The organism is Pantoea sp. B270, from assembly GCF_018726825.1.
GTDB lineage: Bacteria > Pseudomonadota > Gammaproteobacteria > Enterobacterales > Enterobacteriaceae > Pantoea > Pantoea dispersa.
In genome coordinates this window covers 365298-378614 of sequence record NZ_JAHCSX010000001.1, presented here as the reverse complement: position 1 = coordinate 378614, position 13317 = coordinate 365298, and the positions used below count along the sequence as shown (strand labels likewise).

Below are 13317 nucleotides of genomic sequence, written 5' to 3'. Positions count from 1 at the left end.
GCTGCGGAGAAGGTGAAACGGGCTGATAAGTACAAACCGTTCACCTGGCCGTAGCGGCGCGATTATTTTCACAGCCTTAATGGCTGGTTACTCTTAGCGACGGTTACCGAAAATCCGCAGCAGCATCAGGAACAGGTTGATGAAATCGAGATATAGCGTCAGCGCGCCCATGATGGAGAAGCGGCGCAGATTCTCTTTATCGTTAACATCAATGCCCTCACCGATGGCTTTCAGCTTCTGCGTGTCATAAGCCGTCAGGCCCACAAACACCACCACGCCGATATAGGTAATCGCCCACATCAGTGCCGGGCTTTTCAGCCAGAAGTTCACCAGCGACGCCAGCAGAATGCCGATCAGCGCCATAAACAGCAGGCTGCCGAAGCGGCTCAGGTCGCGTTTGGTGGTGTAGCCGTAAAAGCTCATGGCACCAAACATGCCCGCGGTAACGAAGAAGGTACTGGCGATCGACGAGTAGGTATAAACAAGGAAAATACTCGCCATTGTCAGCCCGGTCAGCGCGGAATAGAGCATAAACAGCCCGGTCGCCACGGCGCCGCTCATGCGCTGCACCATGCCGGAAAGCACGAACACCAGCGCCAGCTGCGCGATAATCAGGCCGAAGAAGGTGATGCGATTGGCAAACACCAGTTCCATGACGGCAGGCGTGCGCGCGGCAAACCACGACACAAATGCCGTCAGCAGTAAACCGCAGGTCATCCAGCCATACACCTGCGCCATATAGGTTTGCAGCCCGGTCGACGCCTGCTGCACGATTGAACCATTACGTGGATATCGATCCATGATGCACCTCTTTAAAAGTTACTGATAACGTCAGTGTGAAGTGTACACCACCGATCGTCAACGGCGCGTCATACACTGCTGATATCGCCCGTCAACCCGCTGGGCAAACCACGCGGTGGTGAGATTACGGGTAATTTTCGGGCTCTCCAGCTTAATGCCCGGCAGCACTTCGCGCGGCAGACGTTTTCCCACCATCTTATCGGCGAGGATAAAGGTCTGTTTCCACAGCGTGCTGTCACTGAAGCTTTCGCTGTCGCCCTTCTCCAGATCGCGGCGAATTTCCCGCGGGCTCATGTCCAGCTGCTTCGCCAGCGTGCGCACCGCCAGTTCGGTGGCGCTCGCCTGTTCGCTGCCGTAGCGGATCAGGTCGCCGTCCAGCGCCAGTTTGATGCCGCTGGCACGCGCCACCGCAGCCTGGAACGCGGCGTTGCGGCTGGCGTACCAGCCGGCGTTGAAGTCGGCGAAGCGATACAGCGGCTGGCTGTAGTCTACCGGATAGCCCAGCAGGTGCAGCGTGCCGAAGTAGATACCGCCGCGCCGGCTAAACACTTCGCGCCGGATTGAACCGTCAATCGGGTATGGATAGCCCTGCGCATGCGCTTCGGCAAAGGCAATGCTGACCTGCATCGGCCCGCCGGTGTGGATTGGGTTGAGATTACCGAACAGCTTCTGCCCCATCGGCACCATATCGATAAAGTCATCGAAAATGGCGCTCAGCTCTTTCTCGCTGTGCACCTTATCGAGACGCGCCGCGTAGCTCTCGCCGTTGGAGGATTTGATCAGTAACGCGGTGCGCACCAGAAACGCCGGCACGTGCACGCTGGCGGCGCGGCGGTCAATTTCAGCCCAGGCGATTTTTGGCAGACCCGGCACGGTGGCATCGGCGCTGAAGTTAGATTCCTGATCGGTCACGGCGATCACCGCGCAAATGTTGCTGGCGCTGGCGTCGATGTGCTGCACGCGCAGCGCGGTATAGATGTCGTCGGCCCAGGCCGATTTTTGCGTCACATGGGCGGGCAGCAATTGCTGAATCTGCGCTTTCACGTCAGCGGGCTGGCGGGCCGGTAGCTGCGGCTCCTTTTTGGTGCTGCATCCGGCCAGCACCAGCGCAGCCAGCAGCGCTGCGCCGCGTAATATCGTGTTGGTGTTCATCCTGCTCCCTGATAAGCCAGCAAAAACCGTACCTTACCGTTTTCGTGGTCTGGCGGCTATCAGCGCGGGCGGATTTTGCGCGCTAGTTCCAGCGTTCAGCGGCCTGGTGGTCGCTGTCGCGGGCATCGACCCAGCGATCGCCCTGCGCGGTGGCTTCGCGCTTCCAGAACGGCGCGCGGGTTTTCAGGTAATCCATAATAAATTCACTGGCGGCAAAGGCGCTGCCGCGATGGGCGCTGCTGACGCCAACGAACACGATCTCATCACCGGGGAACAGTTCGCCCACGCGATGAATCACCGTCACCTGCTGCAGCGCCCAGCGCTGACGCGCATCCGCCACAATCTCCGCCAGCGCTTTTTCCGTCATACCCGGATAATGCTCCAGCGTCAGCGCGGCCACGCTGTCGCCGAGATTGTGATTGCGGACTTTGCCGGTGAAGGTGACGACCGCGCCGTCGCTGTCATGCGCCGCCAGCAGCGCATACTCGTCGCCAACATTAAACGGCGCGCTGCCGACGCGAATTCGGGTTGTCATGCTCAGCCTCCGGTAACCGGCGGGAAGAACGCCACTTCATCGCCGGCGCGCAGCGGATGGTTCATCGGCACCAGCGTCTGATTCACCGCCGCCAGCAGCTTGCCGGACTCCAGCGCCAGCGCCCAGCGATCGCTTTTCTGCGCCAGCGCAGCGCGCAGCGTGGCGACGTCAGCATACTCTGCCGCCAGATCCAGCGCGGCGGTGCCGGTCAGTTCGCGCACCTGGGCAAAAAACAGCACCTTAATCATGGCGCACCGCCTGGAAATCACCGGATTTACCGCCGCTTTTGCTCAGCAGCCGCAGCTGGTCGATGACGATATCTTTCTGCACCGCTTTGCACATGTCGTAGATGGTCAGCGCCGCAACCGACGCGGCGGTCAGCGCTTCCATTTCCACGCCGGTTTTGCCGCTCAGGCGACAGCGCGAGGTAATGCGCACGCGGCTGTGCTCCGGCTCAGCCACCAGCGTCACCTCGACTTTACTCAGCATCAGCGGATGGCACAGCGGAATCAGTTCCCAGGTGCGCTTCGCTGCCTGGATGCCGGCAATGCGTGCGGTGGCGAAAACATCGCCTTTGTCATGGCTGCCGTCGAGGATCATTTGCAGCGTGGCCGGCTGCATCAGCACCAGCGCTTCCGCCTGCGCTTCTCGCACGGTGTCAGTTTTGCCGGAGACGTCCACCATGTGGGCTTCGCCGGCCGCGTTGATATGGGTTAACGAGGACATGCTTATAACTTCTTCAAATGTGAGACAAAATTACACGGACGCGTACGCGCATCCAGCTGGGCTTCAATGATCCGCTCCCATGCACTGCGGCAGGCACCGGTTGAGCCCGGCACGGCAAACAGCAGCGTCTGGTTGGCCAGACCGGCCACCGCGCGTGATTGCAGCGTCGCGCTGCCAATCTCCTCGTAGGAGATCATGCGAAACAGTTCGCCAAAGCCGTCAATTTCGCGATCCAGCAGCGGCAGCAGCGCTTCCGGCGTACTGTTTTTACTGTTAAAGCCGGTACCGCCGTTAATCAGCACCACCTGCACATCTTCACTGGCGATCCAGCGCGACACCGTGGCGCGGATGCGATAACGGTTGTCCGGAACAATGGCGTGATCGACCACCTGATGCCCGGCTTCAGTCAGCGCCTCACGCAGATAGTCGCCGGAGCTGTCACTGCTGGCGTCGCGGTTGTCAGAGACGGTCATCACCGCCGCATTTAAGGCGACAAAATCGCCGGAAGGTTTACCCATGGCCGTAACTCCTGTGTTTAGCCACCAATGAAGGAGAGGTTCTGCGTGATGCCGGTATTGCCCTGATGCAGGAAATGCGTCTGCTTCTTCTGCCCGAGGCTGTGGGCGATGCGCGCCTGCAGCTCGGCCTGCTGATCGTCTGAAGCCAGCAGGTCGCGCAGCGGCACGCCGCCGTCGCCAAACAGGCACAGATGCAGGTTACCGATCGCCGATACGCGCAGGCGATTACAGCTGGCGCAGAAATCTTTTTCATACGGCATGATCAGGCCAACTTCACCCTGATAATCCGGATGGCGGAACACCTGGGCCGGGCCATCGCTGCGGCCGCGCGGCTGGCGCTGCCAGCCCTGCATGATCAGCTGATCGCGGATCACCTCGCCGGACACATGATGACGGCGGAACAGATCGCCGCCCTCGCCGGTTTCCATCAGCTCGATAAAGCGCAGCTGAATCGGCCGGGTGCGGATCCACGCCAGAAAGGTCTCCAGATTGTGGCTGTTGACGTCGCGCATCAGCACGCTGTTGACTTTGACGGTGCTGAAACCGGCATCAAAGGCCGCATCAATCCCCGCCATGACTTCGTGAAACTTGTTCTGCCCGGTAATGGCGTGAAACTGCCGTGCGTCGAGGCTGTCGACGCTGACATTGATATGGGTGAGGCCTGCCGCACGCCAGGCGCCGACGTCGCGCGCCATGCGGTAGCCATTGGTGGTCATGGCGATCTGGCGGATTGCCGCGTTGTCGCGCACGGCGGCAATGATATCGGTGAAGTCGCGCCGCATCGAGGGTTCGCCGCCGGTCAGGCGCACTTTTTCGGTGCCCGCCGCCGCAAAGGCACGCGTCACGCGACGAATCTCATCCAGCGAGAGAAAACTTTTGTTGTGCACGCCGTTCGGCCGGTAGCCGTCGGGCAGGCAGTAGGTACAACGGAAGTTACACACATCCGTGACCGACAGGCGCAGATAATAAAAGCTGCGCGCATAGGCATCTGTAAATTGTGGCACCTGAACACCTTTCCAAAGTACGGGAGATGCAGTCATTTCTTTCTGCACCCTGGCAGCTCGCGGCTGCGGCCAGGCATCCATATCACACGACTTAGGAACGCAAGGCTTGGGAGTCTGTTGTCATTGTGGACAACACGGTTAAAGCAAATGGTAGCGCGATTTGACGCTCGCATCCATCGGCATTTATCGCTATATATATTGATACATAACGTTATTTCACCGCATTTTCGCGACAGGATACGGTAAAATGCGCGACAGATATTGATACACATCAGTTGAACGCCGTCTGCACCTCACGTGCGGCGCTTTAAGGAGCAGCATGAATCGTACCCTGGCAGATTTGGATCGCGTGGTGGCACTCGGCGGCGGCCACGGCCTTGGCCGCGTGATGTCGGCGCTGGCGCCGCTGGGCTCACGCCTGACCGGCATCGTCACCACCACCGACAACGGCGGATCCACTGGCCGCATACGCCGTTCAGAAGGCGGCATTGCCTGGGGCGACATGCGCAACTGCATTAACCAGCTGATCACCGAACCCAGCGTGGCCTCTGCCATGTTCGAGTATCGCTTTACCGGCAACGGCGAACTGGCCGGGCATAATCTGGGCAATCTGATCCTGAAAGCGCTCGATCACCTCAGCGTGCGTCCGCTGGAAGCCATCAACATTATCCGCAACCTGCTGAAGGTGGATGCGTTTCTGATTCCGATGTCGGAACAGCCGGTGGACCTGGTCGCGCAGGATAGCGAAGGCAATATGGTGTACGGTGAAACGGCGATTGACGAAATGAAGCAGGCGCCGGAAGAGCTGATGCTGCACCCTAATGTGGTGCCGACGCGTGAAGCGCTGGACGCCGTCGCCGAGGCCGATTTGATCCTGATTGGTCCTGGCAGTTTTTACACCAGCCTGATGCCGATTCTGCTGATGGAGGAGATGGCACGCGCGCTGCGCCGGACGCCCGCCACCATGGTGTTCATCGGAAATCTCGGGCGCGAACTGAGTCCGGCGGCGGCCAGCCTGACGGTCGCCGACAAGCTGGCGATGATGGAAAAAGCCATTGGCAAACGGGTGATTGACGCCGTGGTGGTCGGCCCGTCAGCAGACACGCGCGGCGTCACTGAGCGGTTGATCGTGCGCGAACCGCTGGAAGCCGCCGATATCCGCTATCGTCACGACCGCCAGCTGCTGCGCCGCGCGCTGGAACATGCCATTCAGGCGGTTTAGCCGGCGCGCAACGCGACCGCCGGTTTCAGATTAAGAGGCGGCGATAAACAGTTCACGCAGCTCGTGTAGCTGGTCGCGCACCCGCGCGGCCTCTTCGAACTCCAGGTTCTGCGCGTGCTGCTGCATCTGCCCTTCCAGCTCGTGGATCTTCTTCTGCATGGCCTGGGGCGTGAGCGCCAGATAGCTGGCCTCAGCCTCGGCGGCAGTGCGTGAAGCCGTTTTGCCTTTGCCGCGCGTTTTCACCACGTTTTTGCCCAGCTCAAGAATATCGGTGATTTTCTTGTTCAGGCCCTGCGGCACAATGCCCCGCTCTTCGTTATAACGCTGCTGCTTCTCGCGGCGGCGCTCGGTCTCTTCCATCGCCCGCGCCATCGACGGCGTGATCTTATCTGCGTAGAGAATCGCTCTGCCGTTGACGTTACGCGCCGCGCGTCCGATGGTCTGAATCAGCGAGCGCTCGGAGCGCAGGAAGCCCTCTTTATCGGCGTCAAGAATCGCCACCAGCGACACTTCCGGCATATCCAGCCCTTCGCGCAGCAGGTTGATCCCCACCAGCACGTCAAACTCCCCGAGACGTAGATCGCGAATGATCTCCATACGTTCAACGGTATCAATGTCGGAGTGCAGATAACGCACCTTCTCGCCGTGCTCTTCAAGATACTCGGTGAGGTCTTCGGCCATGCGCTTGGTCAGCGTGGTGACCAGCACGCGCTCGTTGATTTCGACGCGCTTACGGATCTCCGACAGCAGATCGTCGACCTGGGTCGCCACCGGACGCACCTCAAGAATCGGATCGAGCAGACCGGTAGGCCGCACCACCTGATCGATGACGTCGCCGCCCGATTTCTCCAGCTCGTAGTTACCTGGCGTGGCCGAGACATAAATGGTCTGCGGTGCCAGCGCTTCAAACTCTTCAAAGCGCAGCGGACGGTTGTCCAGCGCCGACGGCAGGCGGAAACCGTACTCCACCAGTGTCTCTTTACGCGCGCGATCACCGCGATACATGCCGCCAATCTGCGGAATAGTCACGTGGGATTCATCGACCACCAGCAGGCCATCCGCCGGCAGGTAATCAAACAGCGTCGGCGGTGGCTCGCCCGGTCCGCGTCCGGAGAGATAGCGCGAATAGTTTTCAATGCCCGAGCAGTAGCCGAGTTCATTCATCATTTCGAGGTCGAACTGGGTGCGCTGGGTGATGCGCTGCTCTTCCAGCAGTTTGTTGTTCTCCAGCAGCACTTTGCGCCGCACCGCCAGCTCATCCTTGATCTCTTCCATCGCCTGCAGAATACGCTCGCGCGGCGTGACGTAGTGCGTTTTCGGGTAGATGGTGAAACGCGGAATCACCGAGATCACCTGGCCGGTCAGCGGGTCGAACAGCGACAGGCGCTCAACCTCTTCATCAAACAGTTCAACGCGCAGACCAATGTCATCGGATTCCGCCGGGAAGATATCGATCACTTCGCCGCGCACGCGGAAGGTGCCGCGCTGGAAAACCTGATCGTTGCGAGTGTACTGCAGTTCTGCGAGGCGGCGCAGGATGCTGCGCTGGTCGATGATCATGCCGCGCGTCAAATGCAGCATCATTTTCAGGTAGAGATCGGGATCGCCCAGGCCGTAGATAGCAGAAACCGACGCCACCACAATCACGTCGCGGCGCTCCAGCATCGCTTTAGTGGCAGAGAGACGCATCTGCTCGATGTGCTCGTTTACCGCTGCATCTTTCTCGATGAAGGTATCCGAACTGGGCACGTACGCTTCCGGCTGATAGTAGTCGTAGTAGGAGACGAAGAACTCGACGGCGTTATCCGGGAAGAACTCTTTCATCTCGCCATACAGCTGTGCCGCCAGCGTTTTATTCGGTGCCATTACCATGGTCGGCCGGTTGAGATCGGCAATGACGTTAGCGATGGTAAAAGTTTTTCCTGAACCGGTAACCCCCAGCAGCGTCTGGTGCGCCAGTCCATCCTCCAGCCCTTCTTCAAGGCGACGAATCGCCTCAGGCTGATCGCCTGAAGGTTTGAAAGCGGAGTTGAGTTTAAAGGCTTTACTCATGGTATTACGGTTCCTGCTGAAGAAGTCGGCGGGCAGGCTGGTAATTCTACTCTGCTATAGCGATTTTGCCAGAAAAAAATACTGGATATAATTACAGATATACTGCACGATGATGGGGAGATGCCGCGATTCGCTTCAGCGTAATTTATGCGGTAATCCGGAAGCGTTTGTTGCGCAAGGTTATCCCCAGACGAGCAACGCTTTTAACAATTGTCAATAGAGCGTCATTAAATTGCAGTCTGATGACAAGCCAGACAATTCTCAGGCTTGCTTTTAAATAACCTGCTGATTTAAAAGAGATTGACTCAAAAGCCCAGTTTCGCAGCATTATGTATGCAACCCGCGTATTTCCTCGCTTGCGCCCGGTTTTCAGTCGCTAATGCACAAGGTTATCCACAGGAATAGTGGATAACTGAATCCAGCCCCACGTCCATCGGCTGTGTATAATTTTCCCCTCGCTTATCCTGCCGTGCGAAAAAAATTTTTTTGCGATTATTTTTCCATCATCCCGTGCGGCTTTAACTATTCTTTTGGCGTACCCCATCGTGCCGTAACGGGAAAAAGCCCAGCGTTAAGGCCACTTATTTCTTCAGTCCCTGCCTTATGACAGCACAGATGCACCAGAAACGTTAAGCAGTCAGCACCGTCAAAGTGCAGGCGAGTTATTACTGCGGGCAATTGTTAAGCTTTTCTCATCAATTATGGCGAGTTTCGCTGCCTTTTATCCCGGTTGAGGCTGCTTTGGCGGACCTGGCCTGAGAATTGCAGTGAATTAACGGTGGAGTGACGAGTCCATGCCGGCAGGATGAACAAGCGCCGCCGGCGACAGCAGTGTCCCAATAGCCATTGTGCATGACTGTATGCCAGACGACACAGAGCGGGAGCATTCAGGCGAATAATCTGGAAGGAGAATGTCAGATGCTGAGTTTACGTTCGGTGAATCAATTTTACGGTCAGAACCATATTTTATGGGATGTGGATCTCGATCTGCCGCCAGGCACCTGCACCGGCGTGCTGGGCAGCCCGGGGATGGGCAAAACCACGCTGGTGAACTGTATTATGGGTCGTCTGCCCATTAATAGTGGATCGATGACCTGGCAGGAAGACGGCGCGCCGCCGGAAAACCTGCTGCTGCAGCCTGCTGAGCAACGCGCGCGCATGGGCATCGGCTACGTACCACAGGGACGCCACATCTTTTCCCAGATGAGCGTGGAAGATAACCTGCTGATTGCGCTGATGGCGGCACAGGATGATCGCAGCCGCGCCATTCCCGAGATGGTATTCGATCTGTTTCCGGCGCTCTACTCGCTGCGTCATCAGCGCAGCGGCGAACTGCCGATGGATCAGCAGCAGCAGCTGGCCCTGGCGCGCGCGCTGGTGCTGCAGCCGAAACTATTGATCCTCGATGAACCCACCGAAGGCATGTCGCCGTGGCTGGAGGAGGAGATGGGGAATCTGATTCGCCGCCTGAACCGCGACTATGGCCTGACGATTCTGCTGCTGGAACAGCATGTGTCGTTCATTCGCCGCGTGGCGGACTATTTTCTGCTGCTGCATCGCGGCCGCAACGTGGCGCAGGGCAGCGTGGCGCAGCTGGATGATGTAACGGTGAGTAAGTGGTTAACGGCCACCTAGCGTCGGTAGCCTGCGGCGCAGAGTGCTGCGCCGCCGCGCCATTTACTCTGGCAGGGTAAGGTAACGGCCACAGTCGGCCTGCTGTGCCGCGCTGCTCAGCCACGGAATCTCACCGAGGAACGGGGCCGCAATGCGCTGTTGCAGCGTCGCCAGATATTCCGCATGTCGCTTACCCGGCGGCTGAACGTCATTGGCAATCCAGCCGGCGAGGCGCAACCCGCGCGCCTTCACCGCCTCCGCCGTCAGCATGGCGTGGTTGATGCAGCCGAGCTTCACGCCGACCACCAGAATCACCGGCAGCTGCTCGGCGGCGACCCAGTCGGCGTAGGTTTGCGTCGCGGACAGCGGCGTGAACCAGCCGCCTGCGCCTTCCACCAGCACCCATTCAGCCTGCTGCTCCAGCGCGCGTAAGCCAGCGGAGAGCTGCGCAAATTCAATCGGTCTGCCCTCTTCCGCGCTGACGATATGCGGCGACGTCGGTTCGATGAACGCCAGCGGGTTCACCTGCTCATAGCTCAGCGCCAGGCTGCTGTAGCGCTGCAGCGCCAGCGCGTCGCTGTTGCGCACACCGTCGGGCGTGACCTCGCAGCCGGAGGCCACCGGTTTGTAGCCGGCAGTGCGTAATCCCGCAGCGCTGGCCGCCTGCAACAGGGCGCCGCTGGCGACTGTTTTGCCCACTTCGGTGTCAGTTCCGGTAATAAACCAGCGTGTCATTTTTGTAAAACTCCATACATCAGGTGATAACTGAGACGATAGCCGTGCGCATCCTGCGGCCAGTGCTGCTCCAGCTGCGCCAGCTGCGGGCGCGTCAGCAGGGCCGCGTGTCGCCCATCGTGCAGGTGCGTCGCGCCGATGCCTTTTAGCGAGCGCATGGCGCTGAGCGCGCTGGGGAAGTGCAGCGTGACGATCTGCGTCTGGCTGCGCAGCGGCAGGCCCGCGGTCGCCAGGGCAAAGGCATCGCCGCTGAGGAAGCGATTGGCGTGACGCCGACCATCGATCTGCGCCCACGCCTGGTGCACCTCCTGCAGCGAGCCGTCGAGCAGCGTAGAGAACAGCACGCTGCCGCCCGGGCGCGTCACGCGCAGAAACTGCAGCAGCGCGGTGCGCAGATCGCTGCTCCACTGCACCGCCAGGTTGCTCCAGACGCCGTCGACGCTGTTATCCGCCAGCGGTAACTGGTCGATATCGCCCTGTAAATAGTCGTGCGCCGAGTGCTGTTCGCGTGCCGCCTGCAGCATCGCCGGTGACAGATCCAGCGCGCAGACCTGGCGACCGCGATCGCGCCAGTAGCGGCTGAACCAGCCGGTGCCGCAGCCGGCATCCAGCAGCTGCGGGCCAAATCCGGCCGGCGCCAGCGCCAGCAGCGCCTCGCCGCTCTGGCGCTGCAGCTGAGCATGCTGTTCGTAATGCGCGGCCGCCCGGCCAAATGCCTGCGCCACCGCCTGTTTATTCACCTGCAGCGTCATACAGTGCCTCCAGCAACGCGTCGATATCTTCGGGATGATGCGCCGCGGTGAGCGTAATACGCAGCCGCGCGGTACCCGGCGGCACCGTTGGTGGCCGGATCGCGCTCACCCAGCAACCGGCCTGCGCCAGCCGCTGTGACAGCGCCAGCGCGGTACGGTTTTCGCCAACGATCAGCGGCTGAATGGCGCTGTCAGAAGCCATCAGCTGCCACGGCAACTGCGCCGCGCCCGCGCGAAAGCGGGCAATATTTTGCTGTAACCGCGCGCGCAACGCGTCGCCCTGCTGGATCTGCGCCAGCGCCGCCAGCAGCGCACAGCACTGCGCCGGCGGCATGGCGGTGGAATAGATTAAATGGCGCGAGAATTGCTCGACGTAATCTGCGGTGGCGTCATCACACAGCAGCGCGGCGCCGCTGACGCCAAAGCCTTTACCAAAGGTCACCACCAGCAACTCCGGTTTCACCTGCTGCTGCCAGCAGCTGCCGCGCCCCTGCTCACCGGTGACGCCAATGCCGTGCGCATCGTCCACCAGCAGCCAGCCGCCCGCGCGCCGGGTTTCGGCGGCAAGTTCAGCCAGCGGCGCACTGTCGCCATCCATGCTGAATACGCCCTCGGTCACCACCAGCGTGCCGCCTTCCGCGCGCGTCGCCAGCAGCTTCGCCAGGCTGGCCGGCTGGTTGTGGGCAAAACGGCGCAGCGTTGCCGGACTGTGGCTGGCGGCATCCAGCAGCGAGGCGTGCGCCAGTTTGTCAGCGATAATGCGATCCGACTTTTGCGCCAGCAGATGGATTACTGCCTGGTTGGCGGCAAAGCCGGAGATAAACAGCAGCGCGCGCGGGTAGCCGAGCCAGGACGCCAGCTGCTGCTCCAGCTGCGCATGGTGACGGCTGTAGCCGGTGACGTGGCCGGAAGCCCCGGCACCGACGCCTGCCTCGCGCACGCCCTGCTGCCAGGCGGCCATCACCGCCGGATGCTGGCTCAGGCCGAGGTAATCATTACTGGAGAAGTGGCGATAGCGCTGCCCGTCGAGGGTAATTTCACGCACGCTGTTGTGCTCAATGCGCCGCCGCTGCCGCCAGCCGTCGGCGGTACGCTGCGCCGTCAGCGCCTGCGCAATACGTTCAGACCACATTTACACGGCCGCGTTATAGAACTGCGCGCTGTCGGCGTGCAGCAACTGCTCGCTGAGCTGATGCTGCTGTTCGTTATCGCCCGCAGTCGTTGCGGTGTGCTCCGGATTCAGGCCCAGCTTGCGGAACAGGATCAGATCTTTGTCCTCTTCCGGGTTCGGCGTGGTCAGCAGCTTGCAGCCGTAGAAAATCGAGTTGGCACCCGCCATGAAGCACATCGCCTGGGTCTGTTCGCTCATCTGCTCGCGACCGGCCGACAGACGCACGTGCGAGGTCGGCATCATGATGCGCGCCACGGCAATGGTGCGGATAAAGTCGAACGGCTCGACGTCATCGTTATCCGCCAGCGGCGTGCCTTTGACTTTCACCAGCATGTTAATCGGCACGCTCTCCGGCGGCGTGGGCAGGTTGGCCAGCTGCACCAGCAATCCGGCGCGGTCGTTGACCGTTTCGCCCAGCCCGACAATGCCGCCTGAACACACTTTGATACCGGCGTTGCGCACTTTATCCAGCGTATCAAGACGCTCCTGATAGGTACGGGTGGTGATGATGCTGCCGTAAAACTCCGGCGAGGTGTCGAGGTTATGGTTGTAAAAATCGAGCCCGGCGCTGGCCAGCCGCTGCGCCTGATCGTGGTCAAGCGTTCCCAGCGTCATGCAGGTTTCCATGCCCATGGCTTTCACGCCCTGCACCATCTGCTCAAGGTACGGCATGTCGCGCTCGTGCGGGTTTTTCCACGCCGCGCCCATGCAGAAGCGGCTGGAGCCGGCTGCTTTGGCCTTGCGCGCCGATTCCAGCACCGCTTCCACCTCCATCAGGCGCTCGGTTTCCAGCCCGGTTTTGTAACGCGCGCTCTGCGGACAGTATTTACAGTCTTCCGGACAGGCGCCGGTTTTGATCGACAGCAGCGTGCTGACCTGCACCTGACGCGGGTCGAAGTGCTGGCGGTGCACCTGCTGTGCTTCAAACATCAGCTCGAGAAAAGGTTTATCAAATAGCGCCTGAGCCTGAGCCAGTGTCCAGCGATTAGCCATTGCTTACTCCAAAAAAAGGGGGTTCATCCTGACGATTAACGT

14 protein-coding genes and 1 riboswitch are annotated in these 13317 nt (G+C 60.2%); of the genes, 2 read left to right on the top strand and 12 right to left on the bottom strand.

The genetic code is table 11. The annotated features are described in order from the left end of the window. Positions 1 to 93: 93 nt before the first annotated feature. The 7 genes from KOL70_RS01905 to moaA form a co-directional block, all read right to left on the bottom strand. Positions 94 to 801, bottom strand: coding sequence for a Bax inhibitor-1/YccA family protein (locus KOL70_RS01905; protein ID WP_021508489.1), 708 nt, complete (start codon positions 799 to 801; stop codon positions 94 to 96). A gap of 57 nt (positions 802 to 858) precedes the next feature. Then, positions 859 to 1953, bottom strand: a complete 1095-nt coding sequence (locus tag KOL70_RS01900; RefSeq protein ID WP_215480121.1) for a DUF1615 domain-containing protein — start codon at positions 1951 to 1953, stop codon at positions 859 to 861. 82 nt (positions 1954 to 2035) lie between these two features. Then, on the bottom strand, positions 2036 to 2488 hold the full coding sequence (gene moaE, locus KOL70_RS01895; protein WP_021508491.1) for a molybdopterin synthase catalytic subunit MoaE: 453 nt from the start codon (positions 2486 to 2488) through the stop codon (positions 2036 to 2038). 2 nt (positions 2489 to 2490) lie between these two features. Further along, entirely contained in the window at positions 2491 to 2736 is a 246-nt protein-coding gene (gene moaD, locus KOL70_RS01890) for a molybdopterin synthase sulfur carrier subunit (protein WP_021508492.1), read from the bottom strand. Next, on the bottom strand, positions 2729 to 3214 hold the full coding sequence (moaC, locus tag KOL70_RS01885) for a cyclic pyranopterin monophosphate synthase MoaC (RefSeq protein ID WP_058757847.1): 486 nt from the start codon (positions 3212 to 3214) through the stop codon (positions 2729 to 2731). Before moaC ends, moaD begins: the two co-directional genes overlap by 8 nt. Positions 3215 to 3216: 2 nt before the next feature. After that, on the bottom strand, positions 3217 to 3732 hold the full coding sequence (gene moaB / locus KOL70_RS01880; RefSeq protein WP_215480120.1) for a molybdenum cofactor biosynthesis protein B: 516 nt from the start codon (positions 3730 to 3732) through the stop codon (positions 3217 to 3219). A gap of 17 nt (positions 3733 to 3749) precedes the next feature. After that, on the bottom strand, positions 3750 to 4736 hold the full coding sequence (moaA, locus tag KOL70_RS01875; protein WP_058781280.1) for a GTP 3',8-cyclase MoaA: 987 nt from the start codon (positions 4734 to 4736) through the stop codon (positions 3750 to 3752). Beyond that, positions 4725 to 4861: riboswitch (molybdenum cofactor riboswitch) on the bottom strand. (Overlaps the previous gene by 12 nt.) 194 nt (positions 4862 to 5055) lie before the next feature. On the opposite strand from moaA, the gene yvcK reads away from it, so the two are divergent. Then, positions 5056 to 5958, top strand: a complete 903-nt coding sequence (gene yvcK, locus KOL70_RS01870; RefSeq protein WP_021508496.1) for a uridine diphosphate-N-acetylglucosamine-binding protein YvcK — start codon at positions 5056 to 5058, stop codon at positions 5956 to 5958. Between the two features lie 30 nt (positions 5959 to 5988). On the opposite strand, the gene uvrB is transcribed toward yvcK, so the two are convergent. Beyond that, complete coding sequence (uvrB, locus tag KOL70_RS01865; RefSeq protein WP_021508497.1) at positions 5989 to 8010, bottom strand: excinuclease ABC subunit UvrB; 2022 nt, start codon at positions 8008 to 8010, stop codon at positions 5989 to 5991. Between the two features lie 918 nt (positions 8011 to 8928). On the opposite strand from uvrB, the gene KOL70_RS01860 reads away from it, so the two are divergent. Continuing rightward, the gene (locus tag KOL70_RS01860; RefSeq protein ID WP_021508499.1) at positions 8929 to 9645 is read left to right on the top strand and encodes an ABC transporter ATP-binding protein; all 717 of its coding nucleotides are present in this window, start codon (positions 8929 to 8931) and stop codon (positions 9643 to 9645) included. Positions 9646 to 9687: 42 nt separating this feature from the next. On the opposite strand, the gene bioD is transcribed toward KOL70_RS01860, so the two are convergent. Genes bioD through bioB form a run of 4 tightly spaced genes read right to left on the bottom strand, consistent with a single transcriptional unit; the run spans position 9688 to position 13275 of the window. Then, the gene (gene bioD / locus KOL70_RS01855) at positions 9688 to 10359 is read right to left on the bottom strand and encodes a dethiobiotin synthase (RefSeq protein WP_215480119.1); all 672 of its coding nucleotides are present in this window, start codon (positions 10357 to 10359) and stop codon (positions 9688 to 9690) included. Further along, positions 10356 to 11111 carry a malonyl-ACP O-methyltransferase BioC gene (gene bioC / locus KOL70_RS01850; RefSeq protein ID WP_058757848.1) on the bottom strand — a complete coding sequence of 252 codons (756 nt, stop codon included), beginning with the start codon at positions 11109 to 11111 and terminating at the stop codon, positions 10356 to 10358. Before bioC ends, bioD begins: the two co-directional genes overlap by 4 nt. Continuing rightward, positions 11092 to 12243, bottom strand: a complete 1152-nt coding sequence (gene bioF, locus KOL70_RS01845; protein ID WP_215480118.1) for an 8-amino-7-oxononanoate synthase — start codon at positions 12241 to 12243, stop codon at positions 11092 to 11094. The genes bioC and bioF overlap by 20 nt, the downstream gene beginning before the upstream one ends. After that, the gene (gene bioB, locus KOL70_RS01840) at positions 12244 to 13275 is read right to left on the bottom strand and encodes a biotin synthase BioB (RefSeq protein WP_058757850.1); all 1032 of its coding nucleotides are present in this window, start codon (positions 13273 to 13275) and stop codon (positions 12244 to 12246) included. Positions 13276 to 13317: the final 42 nt, after the last annotated feature.

Bases quoted from the DNA above. Each gene is read 5' to 3' on its own strand.
- bioB (WP_058757850.1), bottom strand. From the start codon at position 13,275: ATGGCTAATCGCTGGACACTGGCTCAGGCTCAGGCGCTATTTGATAAA.
- bioD (WP_215480119.1), bottom strand. From the start codon at position 10,359: ATGACACGCTGGTTTATTACCGGAACTGACACCGAAGTGGGCAAAACA.
- moaD (WP_021508492.1), bottom strand. From the start codon at position 2,736: ATGATTAAGGTGCTGTTTTTTGCCCAGGTGCGCGAACTGACCGGCACC.
- KOL70_RS01900 (WP_215480121.1), bottom strand. From the start codon at position 1,953: ATGAACACCAACACGATATTACGCGGCGCAGCGCTGCTGGCTGCGCTG.
- KOL70_RS01860 (WP_021508499.1), top strand. From the start codon at position 8,929: ATGCTGAGTTTACGTTCGGTGAATCAATTTTACGGTCAGAACCATATT.
- moaE (WP_021508491.1), bottom strand. From the start codon at position 2,488: ATGACAACCCGAATTCGCGTCGGCAGCGCGCCGTTTAATGTTGGCGAC.
- bioC (WP_058757848.1), bottom strand. From the start codon at position 11,111: ATGACGCTGCAGGTGAATAAACAGGCGGTGGCGCAGGCATTTGGCCGG.
- yvcK (WP_021508496.1), top strand. From the start codon at position 5,056: ATGAATCGTACCCTGGCAGATTTGGATCGCGTGGTGGCACTCGGCGGC.
- KOL70_RS01905 (WP_021508489.1), bottom strand. From the start codon at position 801: ATGGATCGATATCCACGTAATGGTTCAATCGTGCAGCAGGCGTCGACC.
- bioF (WP_215480118.1), bottom strand. From the start codon at position 12,243: ATGTGGTCTGAACGTATTGCGCAGGCGCTGACGGCGCAGCGTACCGCC.
- uvrB (WP_021508497.1), bottom strand. From the start codon at position 8,010: ATGAGTAAAGCCTTTAAACTCAACTCCGCTTTCAAACCTTCAGGCGAT.
- moaB (WP_215480120.1), bottom strand. From the start codon at position 3,732: ATGGGTAAACCTTCCGGCGATTTTGTCGCCTTAAATGCGGCGGTGATG.
- moaC (WP_058757847.1), bottom strand. From the start codon at position 3,214: ATGTCCTCGTTAACCCATATCAACGCGGCCGGCGAAGCCCACATGGTG.